At 44.4% G+C, this 15415-nt stretch carries 12 protein-coding genes; 3 read left to right on the top strand and 9 right to left on the bottom strand.

The features are described 5' to 3' along the window. Positions 1-65: 65 nt before the first annotated feature. The 4 genes from EQU50_RS06235 to EQU50_RS06220 all read right to left on the bottom strand — a co-directional run bounded on the left by EQU50_RS06235 (position 66) and on the right by EQU50_RS06220 (position 5757). Positions 66-3062: a beta strand repeat-containing protein gene (locus EQU50_RS06235; protein ID WP_165380372.1), complete on the bottom strand. Its 2997-nt coding sequence runs from the start codon at positions 3060-3062 to the stop codon at positions 66-68. A gap of 144 nt (positions 3063-3206) precedes the next feature. Beyond that, the gene (locus EQU50_RS06230) at positions 3207-3836 is read right to left on the bottom strand and encodes a CatB-related O-acetyltransferase (RefSeq protein WP_130154274.1); all 630 of its coding nucleotides are present in this window, start codon (positions 3834-3836) and stop codon (positions 3207-3209) included. 158 nt (positions 3837-3994) lie between these two features. Continuing rightward, positions 3995-5065, bottom strand: coding sequence for a coiled-coil domain-containing protein (locus tag EQU50_RS06225; RefSeq protein WP_130154273.1), 1071 nt, complete (start codon positions 5063-5065; stop codon positions 3995-3997). A gap of 44 nt (positions 5066-5109) precedes the next feature. After that, entirely contained in the window at positions 5110-5757 is a 648-nt protein-coding gene (locus EQU50_RS06220) for a hypothetical protein (protein ID WP_130154272.1), read from the bottom strand. A gap of 346 nt (positions 5758-6103) precedes the next feature. Here EQU50_RS06220 and EQU50_RS06215 point away from each other — a divergent pair, with 346 nt between their 5' ends. Continuing rightward, the gene (locus EQU50_RS06215; protein ID WP_130154271.1) at positions 6104-6898 is read left to right on the top strand and encodes an outer membrane protein; all 795 of its coding nucleotides are present in this window, start codon (positions 6104-6106) and stop codon (positions 6896-6898) included. A gap of 11 nt (positions 6899-6909) precedes the next feature. On the opposite strand, the gene tssE is transcribed toward EQU50_RS06215, so the two are convergent. From tssE to EQU50_RS06200, 3 genes are all read right to left on the bottom strand, one after another. Beyond that, positions 6910-7422, bottom strand: coding sequence for a type VI secretion system baseplate subunit TssE (tssE, locus tag EQU50_RS06210; protein WP_130154270.1), 513 nt, complete (start codon positions 7420-7422; stop codon positions 6910-6912). 5 nt (positions 7423-7427) lie between these two features. Continuing rightward, the gene (locus EQU50_RS06205) at positions 7428-11828 is read right to left on the bottom strand and encodes a type VI secretion protein IcmF/TssM N-terminal domain-containing protein (protein WP_130154269.1); all 4401 of its coding nucleotides are present in this window, start codon (positions 11826-11828) and stop codon (positions 7428-7430) included. 495 nt (positions 11829-12323) lie between these two features. Next, entirely contained in the window at positions 12324-12617 is a 294-nt protein-coding gene (locus EQU50_RS06200; protein WP_130154268.1) for a hypothetical protein, read from the bottom strand. A gap of 81 nt (positions 12618-12698) precedes the next feature. Between EQU50_RS06200 and EQU50_RS06195 the strand changes: the two genes are divergently transcribed. Together EQU50_RS06195 and EQU50_RS06190 are read left to right on the top strand one after the other, a co-directional pair. Further along, positions 12699-12977: a helix-turn-helix domain-containing protein gene (locus EQU50_RS06195; RefSeq protein WP_130153492.1), complete on the top strand. Its 279-nt coding sequence runs from the start codon at positions 12699-12701 to the stop codon at positions 12975-12977. Continuing rightward, the gene (locus EQU50_RS06190; RefSeq protein WP_130153610.1) at positions 12974-13825 is read left to right on the top strand and encodes an IS3 family transposase; all 852 of its coding nucleotides are present in this window, start codon (positions 12974-12976) and stop codon (positions 13823-13825) included. The genes EQU50_RS06195 and EQU50_RS06190 overlap by 4 nt, the downstream gene beginning before the upstream one ends. A 291-nt stretch (positions 13826-14116) precedes the next feature. On the opposite strand, the gene EQU50_RS06185 is transcribed toward EQU50_RS06190, so the two are convergent. Beyond that, positions 14117-14548: a hypothetical protein gene (locus EQU50_RS06185; protein WP_130154267.1), complete on the bottom strand. Its 432-nt coding sequence runs from the start codon at positions 14546-14548 to the stop codon at positions 14117-14119. Between the two features lie 337 nt (positions 14549-14885). Then, positions 14886-15380 carry a hypothetical protein gene (locus tag EQU50_RS06180; RefSeq protein WP_130154266.1) on the bottom strand — a complete coding sequence of 165 codons (495 nt, stop codon included), beginning with the start codon at positions 15378-15380 and terminating at the stop codon, positions 14886-14888. Positions 15381-15415 lie beyond the last annotated feature (35 nt).

Below are 15415 nucleotides of genomic sequence, written 5' to 3'. Positions count from 1 at the left end.
GAAAAAAGGCGATCCCATCATTGAGATCGCCCGTGAAGAGGTGGGGTGGTTGTTTGACCCAAGTGTTAGGAAGGGGTGACAGGAGTTAAATTAGAGTTTGAAAATCCTTCATTAGGCGTAATCTGGTATGTTACGTTAAGAATGCCTGTATTTGTCAAAATCAACTTCCCCTGAGCAAGCCAGCCACCCGTATATGAAGAAGCTACCCCGTCTTCAACATCAGTGCTCTGGTACGTGCGCGTTTTCCAAAGTTGCCATGCATAGGTCTGTCCAACGGGTAAAGCTACGGATCCCGTCCACGACCATGGGGTAACTGTGCTAAATCCACTAGCCGCGGTGAGCTGATTGTTCATTACGGCAAGAGATGTTACGTAATGGTTATTGAGCTTGATTTGACCAATAAAACCTTGATCACCAGCAACTTCTGGACTAAAAAAATAGGAGCCAGGGGCGGGCAAAGAGGCGCCGTTCCATGCGGTATTTTCGTTACCATACCGAACCAAAAGACCCTCTCCAGGAGATGGCACAGAGCTCGTAATCGGTTTTGTTGTGTCAACATTTTTTGTTGTTGAATTCCAGTATCCCGGCACTTCAAAGGTGACCATGACATTTTGGGTAAGCGGTGCCAAAGTGCCTGGCGCAAAGTTGCCCAGGAAGAGACCTGGTGAGATTTGGGTTTGCGTTAGGACAAGGGGAGTATACCCCCCAGAAGCAGTACCTGGGCTAAGCAACAGGTTGTATGGAGCCAGTTGAGTATTTAGGTTGCTTAGAGCACTAGTAAAACCAGCTCCCTGAGTGACATAGTTTGCTACGGTGTAGCCTCCTGTTAATGATATTGGCAAAGTTGCGTCAATCGTAATAGCCGAAGGAAGAGTCAACGCACCTGACACAATTAAGCGTGGAGTTGTATTCGCAGAGTTAAGACCCAAAAGCCAGGTCGCACTGCCTCCTGAGTAGGCAAAATTCATATTATTGGCATATACAACTCCGTGTCCCCCAAATGTGGTCCCATTCAATACTAAATCTCCTGCCCCTATTTTCGAGAAACTGGCGCCAGAGGTTCCGGCGATATCATTATCTCCTAACGTTGCGGGAGTGGCAGAAGGATTCACTGTGGTTGTTCCTGTTGCTGCGTTGTAGGTGAGCGTGTTACCCGACATGTACACAGCACCACCACCGAGGCTTCCAGATGCTGAGTTCCCGACAAACTGCGTGTTAGTGAGAGTCACCGGACCGACGGCATTAACAGCCCCACCCTGACCACTGCTGCCAAACCCTTGAAGAGTTAAGCCAGAAAGAGTAAGAGCAGGAGTCGTGGATGACGTGGTAATAAGGGTGAAGGGTGATATTCCTGTCGCCGGCTGAACCGTTGTTCCACCTGCGGCACCATTGACGGTAACTTGGGAAGGTGAGTAGCTTGGTCCTGTGAATGGAAAGCTATCCCCAACTGATTCAAGTTGCGTGTTTGTTCCAAGCGTTATGACGGGCAATGTGTCTGGCGATGGTGTCTCAGCGGCAGCTGCCAAAAGAGCAAGATTGATGCTAGGATAAGTCGTACCTGAAGTACTTCCCAATTGCACAGGTTTAGGAATCTGTATTTGTTTCAGGATAAGACTACCCGATGTTGAGGAGTCAAGGGTCAAATTAGACTTAAGCAAAAGTTTATTCAAACCCACCAAATCGCCTGTATAACCTACAAAAGTTGCCACAGTATAGCCAGCAGTTGGTATTGATGTTGCCATCAGTCCATCAATCTCAACATTCATATTGGGAACCAAAGCCAAAGTGCCTGTCAGACTTAAAAGTCCTGCCGTTTGCGTATTGGGATTAAGACCCAAAAGCCACGTGCTGCCTGTCTGAAAAGTTACGCCGCTGGCATTAATCGTTCCATATCCGCCTAGGGTAGCAGTACCACTCACGGTAATAGCGCCAGCTGGAGTTGTAGAGCCGCCCCATGTGGCACCGGTGTTTTCTGGGTTTTCTCCAACAATGAATCTGCCCGCGTTAACGTTCGTTGTTCCCAACCATCCGGGGTTCATCGTGTTGATGGTTAAATCACCCGCCCCTGTTTTGTTGAACGTGGTTCCGGCAACACCAGCAATATCGTTATCCCCCTGCGAGGCACCAGTTGAGGGATTCATTATGATAGATGAGTCTACTTTATAGGTAAGGCTATTAGCGCTGGACATATACACAGCACCGCCCATCCCAGCCGTGTTCCCCATAAACTGAGTATTCGTCAAAGTCACTGCACCTGCAGCATTAATGGCACCACCGTTCTCCAGGCCGGTATTGTTCGTAAAGACGGCGGGTACATTGCCAGAAATGGTCAATGCTCCCCCCGCATTAATGGCACCACCGTTTTGTGAACTGTTACAATTAAAACTCACAGGACCAGTTCCAGAAAGATTTACTGCCCCAGAGTCTGTATAAATGGCACCGCCTTCACTTTGGGCTTTGTTACTTGAGAAATTAACCACACCTGTGCCATAAAGGCTGACGTTGCCAGAGCCAGAAACAGCAATGGCTCCCCCACTATCTGCACTTTGGTTCCCCCTGAAAGTTACCGAATCTTCACCAGAAAAAATCACGCTGCCATTATTGGCATAAATGACTCCGCCCTCATTTGTTGCTCTGTTCCCCATAAATGTCACTGGACCGGAACCTATACCACCAACCGTCACACCAGGTTGGTCACTAGACTTAATGATGGCCCCGTTGTCCGCAGAAAACCCCTGAAAGGTGAGGTTATTGAAATCCAATTCTAGGGTGGTCGAAGTTGAATCTTTAAAAAGGGAATAAGGGAGGCCTGTTCCTGATGGTGCTATCTTCGTTCCCCCTGAGGCGCCATTAATAGTAACCTTGCTGAGAGCCAGGATATCACTGGTCCCCGACTCCAACTGCACAGATTGCATGAGGTTTAGGGTAGCTGATCCAGTGGCACCCCCAAGGGCTCCAGAGATGGTTTTATCAACCCCAGTCTGATCAGATCCCACACTCGTACCATAAGCACACGAAAACGCCGACAGGCTGACGCCCAAAAAAAACAAACAGGATCGCATAAAAATCACTCCATCAATTAAAAAATAAACTCGCATTTATTTAATTCTACTGTTTATTTCTTAAGAAGTGGTTAATGCTAAAATGTATATAAAATTTTATATATTAAAGTGACAAAACTATACATGATGGGTAGATTCAGGGTCTCAGAAATTCCCCAAGGTCTGCAGATCGCCCATCGTGATCGCCTGCAAATTTTCGGTGATTTTTTCGATGGGCCAGTCCCACCAGGCAAGTTGCACCAAAAAATCGATGGTCTCTTGGGGGAATCTTTGCCGAATAAGCCTCGCGGGGTTTCCGCCCACAATCGTATAGGGCGCCACATCTTTCGTCACCAGCGCGTTCGTTCCAATAATGGCGCCATGGCCGATCGTTACGCCCGACAGAATGGTCGCTGAATTGCCAATCCAGACATCGTTGCCGATCACAATATCGCCCTTGTAAGCTGTGTTCAGGGGCGCGTCTTTCCAGGCTTGTCCAAATACCTTGAAGGGATACGTAGAAAATCCGCCCATAACATGATTGCCGGTATTCATCAGGAACCGAACGCCCGTGGCGATTTGGCAGAATTTGCCAATAACAAGCTTGTCCTTCATAAATTCGAACACGTACAAAACGTTTTTTTCAAAGTTATAAACGCTGTCCGGGTCGTCATAATACGTGTAATCGCCCACGATGATTTGGGGGTTGGTGATGATGTTTTTCAAAAAGCAGGTTCGTTCGACGCCTTGAATAGGGTGAAGGGTGGTGGGGTCTGGGGGCGTTTGGAGAGTCATTTTGGTGGTCCTTCTGCTTTCCTTGGGTGGCAAAAATATGATCGAAGGAATGATGGCAAAAAGGATGGGGTTTGGCTAGATTTAAATGCTTTGAGGAGCCCCCGCCGCAGGTGGATTTATTCACGTGGGGGCGAGGGGTGATTTTTATTTAGTAACTCTTAAAATTTAACTCTTTGCGCTGTTACTTTTTTAGAACCAGTCGTATCGGCACCTAAACTGGAGGCACTAGATCCTTCTGATTCACTTAGCTTTTTCAACTTCCCCTTTACTTCTTCCAGCTCTCTCTCTAACAAACCTACCTGCTCGGTTTTAGTGCCCAATTGAGACTTTAAGCGTTGTGCTTCTTGTTCTATAGCTGTACGTTCTTTCTCTGATTCTTTATACTCTTTTAACACTTTTTCCCTTAAAGCAGCTGTTCGGAGTCTATCCGCATCTCGCTTCTTGCTTTCTTGATCAGCTTTTGAAAGGGCATTTTCTTTTGCTTCTTTTTCTGTTCTTGCCTCTAACAGAGCATTTTCTTTTGCTTCTTTTTCTTTTTCACCTGCTGCTTCAGCTTCAGTCCGTGCTCGTGCTTCATTCTGAGTCGCTTCTTCAGCTAACTCGCGTGCTCGTGTTTCATTTCGGGTCGCTTCTTCAGCTGCAGCCCGTGCTAGTTTTCCAGCTTCAACCGCTTCCTCAGCTTTCCTAGTCGCTTCCTCAGCTGTTTCGCGTGCTTTCTTTTCTTCTTTAGCTAATTCCTCAAATTCTGTCATTCGAGTCGAAATACTTTTCAGGTCATTTTTAGCCCTTTCTTTCTCTTCCTCAGCTAGTCGCAAAATTTCCCGAATACTTTGTAATTCCTGTTCGTGTTTTTGTAGCATATCCTTTTTCAAGGCAGAACTGCTTGCTGCCCCTTCTAGCTTAAACAATTCGCTGTTCAACCCTTTGAGTTTTTTAAACTTATCAATCGTTAAATTAGCAGCCAAATCAGCTACAAGCTCTTGCTCTGTGTGAGGTGTTACCCCGGGATGATTAGCTGCTTGTATTTGCGCTTTCGCTTGTAGAGTGATTGCAGGCGTGTTCAAAGTTTGAAGCTCTCTAATCTGACTTTTGAGCTGACTAATTGGTTGAGTAGGGCTGGCGATATCAGGTGTATCAGATGAATTTGATCCAAATGCGGTTATTGGTAATAAAACACCACTAGGCAAAACAGTGGTAAAAAGTAATGTGTAAATAAATTTTTTTCTCATTATTGTATTCCTTATGTTATTGAGTTTTGTTATTAGTAATTTTTTTAATGATGCACTGTTAGGTAAACGGCTAAAGTTGTAGCTGAGGCGAATGCTGCGCCTAAAGCGAAGAGGCCATAATTTTTGTACTGGTCACATTTTGCCCTCCTCAAGGATTTGGCTTTTAATTTTTGATAGTTCTGATTTAATTGATCATATTCTTTATTTGCTTCTTTATAATGATGAATTGCAATTTTATAATGATGAATTGCAATTTTAGTCTTTTCACTCAGGTTCTTATATTTAGTGCGCACACCATCAAATTTAGTACGTACAGATAAGAAATATTGTATTAAGGGTGAGCCTTCGCCTTGAGCAGACGCCCAGGCTTTATCTAGGGTCTCATCTTTTTGTTCACCATCTTTGTTCATCTGAATTTCCAGATAATCTATTATATGGCCTAGCGAAGCATTTGCAGGATCGCTATTAAGAGGCCCTAACAAAGGGTCGTCAGCATTGTAAAGCAATTGGCCCGCATCGTTTAAAATACCATCAAAAGTTGAATGCGCTGATGATTGATGGGTCGCGCCGTACGTGATGACCAGAGCGTCATCAGACAAAAGACGATCTTTTAAATCACTAGATCCCATGCTTTCGGTACCACCGCCTGCCAAATACAGAAAAACAAAAAAAAGATTACAAAGTTTATTCATTAAATGGCCGCCATCTAAATGTATGCGTAAATTTCATTAAAACTTGTAATAATTTTTTATTACTATACAATCTCAAGTCTTAATCCTGTGGCAATGTTTGAGATAGAACTTTTATTATGTCAACACTTTTATTAAAACAGCACATACTGGTTTTTGGGCTGAGTTTGGAGAAATATTTTCGCTTTCTCGTGCCACTTCCTCGTTGACAAAAACATAAGCCTTCTGTTAGCTAGTCTAGAAATTGTTTTAGAGTATAGTGATCAAAAATTTAATTTAATTAATATATAAATTTTTGACAATTTAGACGTTTAAAATTTGATTGTTGTAAAGGTAGAAAAAACTCAGAATGAAAATTGTCCCTTGTTTCCTTTTTATTGTTTTGCCGGTTTTTGCCTCCCCTGTTTTGGCTGGCCAGCAAAGCTCCCAATCCCCGTCTTCGTTCCCTCTTCAAGGACGTATTGGAGTGGGGGGCGCTTTGGAATATATGAGCACAGAGGCTAATTTAAAAATTAAACCTGCATCTGGTAACCTAGGCGACATATCTTCTAATCAAAACCAAATTAGCAAAAAACTCCAGTTTGCACCTTGTTTGGAATTTGGCCTAACGATGGGAAATGATTATTATTGGGGCCTTCACATCAGTTGGCGTCATTCGGGTGCCAAAAACACGTCAAGATCCCCCATTCGGGGTGCTTATTACTTTTTGCATCAATTTAAAGTTAATTCTTATATTGATCTATTAGCTAAGGCAGGATATAAACTCACTCCTCAAATTATGGTTTATGGGTTAATTGGACCTTCCTTTGCGAATTGGTCCTATACAACACAACAAATTAACCAAAGAGACGATACTTCCCCTGCTAAAATTATTGATCAGCTCAAAACCAGAAGAAACTCAATGGGGTTAGGTCTGGGGGCTGGCTTTGAATATCTTATTCAATCCAAATATGCTGTTAGCTTTGATTATATCTGTCATGTTCACCGTTCAGTCACAGAAACTAATCGCATAAGTTATGATGAACCAAGGGTTCGTGGAACAAGCATTGTGAATGTCAATCATACCGGCGACCTTAGGCGCACCATCCGCCCCTCTTACTCCACAGTCTCTTTGCGCTTCACATACTTCTTCTCCGTTTTTTAGCGACGCCCCCTTTACCGGGACTGACTGCAATCCAACATAACGGGAAAATGCACCACCTCGCGAAATTTCTCCAACCGGATTGTGCCAGTTACTTGAATCTCTAAGCTCTGCTTTAATTTATTGAACTGGTCCACCTTCACCTGCACGTCACTGATGCGGGGTTCAAAGGCATTAATCGCACGTTGGCACAGCTGACAAATGCGCCCCCATTGGCTGGGGCTTGATGCATCAAACGACTGAAAATCCTGAAAACCAAAAAGGGAAGGCAACCCAAAATTTAAAGGGTTTTGGATCAGGTCATCATAGTCCGCATTCTTGGCCGTCAGGCGGGTGCCAAGGATGGCCCCGATTTCCCGTTGAATCGATTCAATTAATTGCCGGGTGGTTAAGACCAACTTGTGGGACGGGTCGATTTTCTCCACAGGATTATCATCAATTAACCGGTCGAATAAGGGCGGTTTTGCGCCCACTTGATTTCTGGGCTCGTGATAAATTTTTTTCGAGGTTTGCTTGGTTGCCTGCATTTTCCTTACCCTTCTTTCTTGTCTTCTTTTTCCTTGTCAGGTTCGGCCACCTTCTCCACTTCAATCTTCACTTCAGGTTTTGCTTTAGACGCCGTGGGGAACGGATTCTGATCAATCTCTATCTTGACCGCCTTAATATCCCCCTCGGTTAAAACGGCCTTATCGGCATATCTCAAAACCTCCGCCGGCAATGCAGGTGCCAGAACAGGGAAGACAGGCATCCGCACCACCTTCCCAGGCGTTTTTGGATTGGCCGATGGCAACGTCAACGTCACCACGTTATAAACAACGGCCTTATCAGCGGGAGTTGTTGGAATGGTGAACTTCAACACATGGGGATTGGGATCTTGAAGGGGCGTGTATTCAGCGTTATTCGCCATATGAAGCCTTAGCAACCAAAGCAAAGCCCACCGACTTGAAAATGTAAACGTGGCCGTCCTTTCATCAATCGATAACAAAGGTTGAGCCGGATCCTTGGCGGGTTTTACAGGAACGCTGTCGCCTTGGGGCCAACGGAAACTAATCTTGATCGGGTTACCGTAAATCCAGCGCCCTTGACGGACCTTATCGTTTTTATGAATCAGAGTGTCCTCATCAGGTTTTATGGTCCAATCAACAATCATGTCGCCGCCAACCTCTCGGCTTCTGTTCGCCCTAAAATCAACGATGAAATCAAAAGTTGGAAGATCCCCTTCACCCTGACCCTTTAGATAGGTTTCAAAGAAATCCCTTACAATCTGCATTTGTTTTAAGAATTCAACGGCAGGATTTGCCATGGACCCCAGCTGATAGATTTGGTTGATGATTTCTTGCGCAGATCCCCCAAAGTCTTCAAACTTTCTGAAAAAGGCACGAATATCTTCAGGGTCTGCCTCGGCCATGGTCAAATTCAAACTGGACCCCACGAAGGGGAACTTGTTTTTAAGGTCACTGTTAAAGGCAATGACAAGCTGTTGATAATGGTCAATGCTTTGTTGACGACGCATAATCTCGGCCCGGGATAAAGCTGCCTTCTTCAGTTGCCTGATGATTTCAATAAAGTAATCCCCCGATGGTTTTTGCACTTCGGCCACAGGAACCATCGTGAAAATATTTTTCAGGTCATAACCGTTCATGGTTTTGACAATGAAGTCTTCCAACGCGGCGACAGAATTACCAGGCTGTTTTTTGCCATAAGCTTCCATTTGGTCAATAATGCGGCGCCATTTTTCCAAAATGGCCTTGTCGCCCGTTGCCTCGGCCATGGCTGGGACTACCAAAAAGGTAACTAAGGGTTTGGCGTAATTTAAAGCCATATTCTGCATCTGCTGGCGTTGCAGTTGTAAATACGTTTTTAAATCTTCCAGGTCATGGGATGAATACCCTGCCAAAGATGCCCCTGCTTGACCATTCCACCAACCAAAAGTGATGTCTTGTATCGCATACGGGGTTAGGTTTTGCAGCATAATCTCAACCTGCGATAGCAACCAGTATGCTGTAGAGGATAACAGGTCTCTTAACTCGACAAAGGAAAACCCCAGTGAATCTTGGTTTAGAATTTCTAATAATTTGGCAAACTTGGGTGCCACCTCTCGCACATCCGCGACTTTTGATCGCAAGATATCTTCAGCCGCCAACCCTTGTGATAAATTGGAAGGTAAGTCTATAAAGCTTTGGGCCCGTGCCAGATAATCCACAATGTTCGCTTGCAAGTTCTGACGCGCCAACAGCTTTAAATTTTCATGCAACAAGGGCGGAAAGGCTGCAATTTCTTTAAGGGCAAATTCATCATATCGCTTACACATGTCGTACGCCAATTGAACCAGCATGCTATCCCAATAAATAATTTTCCCTGGTGGGATGATCGTTGTAAACGAACGACCTGTGGGCACAACCATATAAGGTTCAGAAAATAGTCTGATCAAACTTTTTGACAGGGCCATTAAACCTTGCGAGGGGAAATAGTTCGGCCCCAAAGCTGCACTCATCACCGGAGACAGCGGCTGATCGGACAACAATTGGTTAAAGGGCCGCAAGAATTGCTGTAAATTATTAAAACCAACGGCCGTTTGGTCTACCAGCGATTGCGTAAACTCTTTGCCAAACAAGCTAAGCCCGTCAATTTTATCCAAGAAAATATCAAAATCCGCCGTCGGATTGAAGAATTCCTTATCAAGCCATGTTTTCCCTGCTTCACCGAAAGTCGGCATGCCTTGGGCCAGCTCTAAACTAAATCGCCGCAAAGTTTTGATATCTGGCAGAACCTGCGTATCTTGTTGATTCAGCTGCCTTAAAATTTCATTCAAACGACTGGGCAATGTGTTGGGGGTTGTCGATGTAAACAACACATTCAAAAAGTTCTGGTACAAAATCGTTAACGTCTCGCGGGCCAGCGCTTGATAGGGTTTTAAATCAATAGGTGGAAAAATGGTGTTGTTCAGCAGTCCTTGGAACCGGTGATACTGCTCAGCAAACTGTTTGGGCAACTGGCCGCCAAAAGTGTACGTCACCAAATCATTCAGATCACTGAAACTGGCTGCATTTTTTAGTTTATTAAATTTATTGATTTTATCTTGCAGGGTTACCAAACCATCCACATATTTTTGCACCAAAAGGTATTCCGCACTGGAAAGGGGGGTTAGCAATTGGGTCAGGGATAAAGACTGATCCTGGGGGGCAGGGCGCAGGTGCAAAAGGTCACGGGCCTTTAACAAAAGATCAATGTAAATGGTTCGTATGATGACTTGCTGGTAAGACACTTTTAACGTCTCGTGCAGGTCAGTATGCAGCGGGCTGAACCAAGAGGCCGGCACGAAAATCGAAAAGAAATTTGTTTGCTGTAACTGATCCATCATTTCAATCAGCTCACGCGCATACACATCAAACAGCTCATTGGAATGGGTTGGGTTATTGGTCCTAAGGTTACGCAAGTCGTGCAGCAAGCTGTTCATTTTCCCAAGGACTGGCATAATGTAATCGCGGCTTTTGACGAAACTGTCATAGGCGTTAAATAACCCATAACTTCCCAAAGTCACAAAAACGGCCGTTGCAATTTTGGCAATGTTCAAAATACGATTGATGGTAAAGATTCTTTTTTCCTGGGGGATGGCAAGGCCGGGTTCTTGCAAAACTTTTTGCGTGATAAGGTCTTCCACAAAAAAGATTTTGCGCTTAACCGAATCGTTTGGGGACGCCATCAGGTGGAGGCCAATCGATTCAGGGGCTGAGGTAAGATTTTCAAGTGTGCTGACAACAGCCAGCGTATCGTTTTCTGGATTTTCCTGCTCATCCAATATTCTAAGGGGCGTTAGACCGCTATCTCCACAAAAATAAATGCCCCGTAAGATCATGGACTGCTGATAGGACGTGCTCTTGAAGACGTGATTCAGATAAATGGACAGGTTATCCTTCATCGTCATCAATTCGCTGGGGAAGACAAAAACCCCATCTCGAACGGCGGCGCTGCCACTTGTAGCAAAAATTTCCAATCGCAACTGGTGAAGGTTTTCTTGAACGGTGGAAAACGCCTCCTCTACCCATTCTTGGGTATAGGCAGTGTTCAAGTTATATGGCGACGACCAACCCAGCATGTTGTGCCGATTGCGGGTTGGGATCTCCGAACAAAAACTTTGAAAACCGGGAACAGTATCAGTTTTTGTAATCAAGATATAAACGGGCAATCGAAGACCCAAACCATTTTGGGCAGTCGCCAGTTTTTGCGCCAGGTATTCAGCCCGGGCACTGATTTCGTCAACACTAAGTCGCTGACGACCATATAATTCGGTGGCAGGAATGGTCAAAATTATGCCGTTTAGGGGCCGCGCTGACCGGTACCGTGCCAACAAAATAAGCAAAGACCTCCAGGCTTTCTCGTTAGAACTAAGCGATGTTTTCCGCATCAAAAAAGTACCACGGATATCTAAAAAGACACCCCGGTTTAAAAACCACCACTGACAGTCCGGATGGCCATGATGAACCCCGAAATCTTGGCGACCGAAAGGCAAGTTCAGCTCTGCCCCCTCTAACAAACTTGTCTTACCCGACCCTTCAGCCCCAATCAGCAAATACCAGGGCAGCTGATACTTGTAGTTAAAGGTATCAAGGGTTTCTTTTAAAAATTCCAGGGCTTTTAAAAAGGATAAACTGAGAGAGCTGACCCGAAAGAACCCCCTTCGAGACAACAGTTCACTGATCCAACCGCCAAAGGGTGGCAGCTTGTCACTGGGGATTTCCTCTTGGTCAAAAGGCATCGCCCCAGGCGCCTTTGATGCGGCTTTTCGCATGCCAGCAACGGTCAAGATGACGATGACAACAATCAGGATAAGGGCCAGGACCAGCAAAACGACAACAACCCACGGCAGCCCCTCTAGCGAATGCACAAGGCTGTGACCCAGGTTTCTAAAAAATCGAATGATAATCTCAGTCATGCTTGTCGATTGATGCCTTACCCTTTTAAGGTTTTGAGGGGCCTATACCCATTTCGAATCATTTTCCGGAAGGGTGGTGTCCCTATCGTCTCTGCATTTACCCCATAAAAACCTGTCACCCCCGCGCGGGCGGGGGTCCAGTTGTATTGTCTGGATTCCCGCCTGCGCGGGAATGACAAGAAACTCCCGGAATGATCCAAAACGTGTACATTGCCACGCACTTTTATTTTTAGTTTAATAAAATTTTATATAAAAGGGTAGTATTATGATTTTGGTGGGTTTCATCTGGCATTTTGATGCAACCAATCGACAAATTAACGCAAAATCCCGCCTAATCATTTGAAAGTAGTACACACTTCTCCGCCATTTCTTTTTCCCACAATAACCACGTAGACGAGCTTCCTCGATTCATCCACTCCATAGATAATACGGTATTCGCCGCAATCTCCCCGCCGGTAAGGCTCGTAATTTTTCAATATCGCCGAGTCTTAGCATCTAATTTGCGTAAGGAGCTTTATGACGAAATGCTGAGTCTTCTAAGGCAGAATATATAATAACGGGAACAAATGTTCCTGCGGCTAATGTTTCTTTTGTAAGTTCTACCTCCAAAGTTTTTTCATCATCTGATTCGTCAAATGCCTTTAACTTTCTTTGAGCCAGAGTCATTTCAAGGTGAGCTAGAACAGTTTTATTAAAAGCAGCCTTCACTTTTTCATCTTTATTTAAGGCGACTAAGTGATGTGCGGCAGCAGAAACTTTGACAGGAAGGCACCATGTATTGCCCTGCACCCCAAAAACTGGACACAAAGTTAAGAGAGTTTTTTAGCTCCTGAGTGTTGTATAAAAGACAGCAACTGAAGGAAATAAAAAATGGGAAAGATCCGCCAACAACACAGCGGCAAAACGAAATTAGAAGCAGCGATTGCGATGATCAGTGGCAAGAGCCCCGTATCAGAACTTTCACAAAAATATGGCGTTCATCAAAGCGTTCTCCAGAGGTGGAAGAATGAGCTTTTGGATGGTGGGCCTGAGATTTTCAGCCGTCGCAAAAAACCTAAAGAAAATGGCCCCACAGTTGACGATCTTCAACGCAAGATTGGCCAGCTCACCATGGACTTAGATTTTCTAAAAAAAGCGTTGGGGAAATGAGCGTTAGAGAGAAGCGCTCCATTATTTCCCCGGACCAAGGCCTGACAATTCAAAGACAATGCGACCTTCTAGGGCTTCACCGTTCAAGCTATTACTATGCCGAAAAGGAAGATGAATCTTACACTGAGATTATGAACGAAATCATGGACATATGGAGGGAACACCCCTTTTTTGGCTATAGGAGAATCACCGGCTGGCTTTTGGATCGGGGAATACGCATCAACCACAAGTGCGCCCTGCGATTGATGAAACTTATGGGATTGCGGTCCATATTACCCAAACCCCGGACAAACACCTCCATCGCAAATCGTGAAAATGCTGTCAGACCGTATCTTTTGAAGGAGCTTGTGATTGATCACAAAAACCAAGTCTGGGCCACGGATATCACCTACATCAAGCTCCCCGGCGGCATGGTCTATTTATTTGCCTTGATCGATTGGCACACACGATTTGTTGTGGGCTGGAAGTTGGCCAACACAATGGAAGCAAGTCATGGGATTGAAGTTTTAGAGGAGGCCATAAAACGTCACGGATCGCCGGAGATTGTGAACTCGGATCAAGGCAGCCAATTCACAGGGGAAGCTTGGATCCTAGCGGCAGAAGCCCATGGGATCAAGGTGAGTCATGATGGCGTGGGGCGCTGCATTGATAACATTCGGATTGAACGGTTGTGGTGGTCCATTAAGTATGAACATATCCATCTTTACTGCCATCAAACCATGTGGGAGCTCGAAAAGGGCTTGGAGCACTATTTGATCTTTTACAATACGAAACGCCGCCATCAGGGGATCAAGAACAAACGTCCGGCTGATTTATATCTGGTGGGGGAGATCAAAGAGGCTGCCTAATATGGCGGGGGTCTGCCCCCCACCCCGGAATATTTAAAGCATGCTTAAAGGTGAGCTTGAAGGAAGGGGGTCACCGAAGCAACCCTTCCCTTAACCATGCACGGCCATCGGCTTTCCAGCCTGTTCCGTGGGAGAAAAATAGCATCGTCCCGTGGATTGATAAAGGGAATTTGTTGGAAAAGTGAAGGGGAAAATTAGGGGAGTCAAAAAAGAAAAAAAGTACTGGACGGAGAAAAATGCCCGTGGTAACAATCATCAAAACTCAGGGACGGAAACTCTCTTAAATAGTCCTCAATTATGTCCAGTCCAAAGGGTGCACCGCATATTATCGCTAAGATTTCTTCCCTTTTCTATATTCTCAAAACGATCAGTCAAGCCTATTTCCTTGTAATGGGCCCAGGTCCCACCCCGCAAAGAAGGGATGGCTATGCCTATGACCTTTGGCTGAGAAAAGATATACCTTACCCAATTATAAATCGTACTCGGTTGTCTGTAACGGTCCCAACGTGTACCCAACAGAGAAGGAACAACAGTATTATAAGAGAGAGACGATTGAACCTCCCTTACCAGGCCAAAACAAGCCACGGGAGTTTTGAGGACATCAAATTCGGACCCAAGCTTAGGAAAACTATCAACATAATAGGACTTTGTTTTATTCAAATAGTCTTCATACGTCATCGCAACCGGCTCTTTACCATAAAACCCTTCTAAAGCTTTCCTCAACTCAGAATCAACAGGAAATCGGGTATTATAGAGAGTACAAGCCCCATTTGTAGGAATAGAAGTTGAGAATATTTCCGAATCTGCCGAACCGTGAACGTCGGCGCACAACAGATAAAAAAGGGGGCCACTCTTAACATAATTGACTGAAACATTTTTAATTTCTTTCTATGAATAACTGTCGATATCATTTCTATATAATCAAAAATTATTCAAAGTCAATTAATATAAAACAAAAAACTATTGCACCTACTACTTAAGTTGCGATTTAGGTAAAATTATGAGAATTTGAAGAAACTCTCTTGGTCGGTTAACGTTCCCCAAAATGCGTTTTCTAATTCTACATAATGTTCGTCGGAAACCATAAAGGCAAACTGCTAATATTCCTTCTCATAACACTGTAAGCACGACTCATTAACTGTGCACAGAGCATAGAAATCTCAGCCAGAAAAACAAACAGCCAGCCTATCGTTACGGCCTCCGCTTTATCGACAGAAGCATCATATCCTTTTAAATAATCTTTAAACTCATTAGAATCTTTGAATTGTTGCAAATCAATTTGCAGCATTGAATCATAATTTTCTGGATTTTTTTTGGCAAGTTCCAGTTGGTGATTTTTCTCCAGCAAAATAAATTGTTCTAATCTGTGGTAGCCAGCATTTTGAACACCACCTCCACCCACAGACGCAACAAACAATACCAAAAATAAAATTACGTGATAGCAGCAGACAAAAATTTTCCCCCTAACAAACAAAGACCTAATCGTAAAAAGAACAAAGAACGAAAGTAACGTTAAAAAAAACAATTGACTAACTGAGGAAAGAACATTGAACATTATTTTACAAAACCTTAAACATAATAATCAAAAGG

Source organism: Candidatus Finniella inopinata, from assembly GCF_004210305.1.
Classification (GTDB): Bacteria; Pseudomonadota; Alphaproteobacteria; order Paracaedibacterales; family CAIULA01; genus Finniella; species Finniella inopinata_A.
Note: the sequence above shows the minus strand (reverse complement) of the source record. Positions and strands in the feature narration are given on the sequence as shown.

Bases quoted from the DNA above. Each gene is read 5' to 3' on its own strand.
- tssE (WP_130154270.1), bottom strand. From the start codon at position 7,422: ATGCAGGCAACCAAGCAAACCTCGAAAAAAATTTATCACGAGCCCAGA.
- EQU50_RS06205 (WP_130154269.1), bottom strand. From the start codon at position 11,828: ATGACTGAGATTATCATTCGATTTTTTAGAAACCTGGGTCACAGCCTT.
- EQU50_RS06215 (WP_130154271.1), top strand. From the start codon at position 6,104: ATGAAAATTGTCCCTTGTTTCCTTTTTATTGTTTTGCCGGTTTTTGCC.
- EQU50_RS06180 (WP_130154266.1), bottom strand. From the start codon at position 15,380: ATGTTCAATGTTCTTTCCTCAGTTAGTCAATTGTTTTTTTTAACGTTA.
- EQU50_RS06195 (WP_130153492.1), top strand. From the start codon at position 12,699: ATGGGAAAGATCCGCCAACAACACAGCGGCAAAACGAAATTAGAAGCA.
- EQU50_RS06235 (WP_165380372.1), bottom strand. From the start codon at position 3,062: ATGCGATCCTGTTTGTTTTTTTTGGGCGTCAGCCTGTCGGCGTTTTCG.
- EQU50_RS06220 (WP_130154272.1), bottom strand. From the start codon at position 5,757: ATGAATAAACTTTGTAATCTTTTTTTTGTTTTTCTGTATTTGGCAGGC.
- EQU50_RS06190 (WP_130153610.1), top strand. From the start codon at position 12,974: ATGAGCGTTAGAGAGAAGCGCTCCATTATTTCCCCGGACCAAGGCCTG.
- EQU50_RS06230 (WP_130154274.1), bottom strand. From the start codon at position 3,836: ATGACTCTCCAAACGCCCCCAGACCCCACCACCCTTCACCCTATTCAA.
- EQU50_RS06225 (WP_130154273.1), bottom strand. From the start codon at position 5,065: ATGAGAAAAAAATTTATTTACACATTACTTTTTACCACTGTTTTGCCT.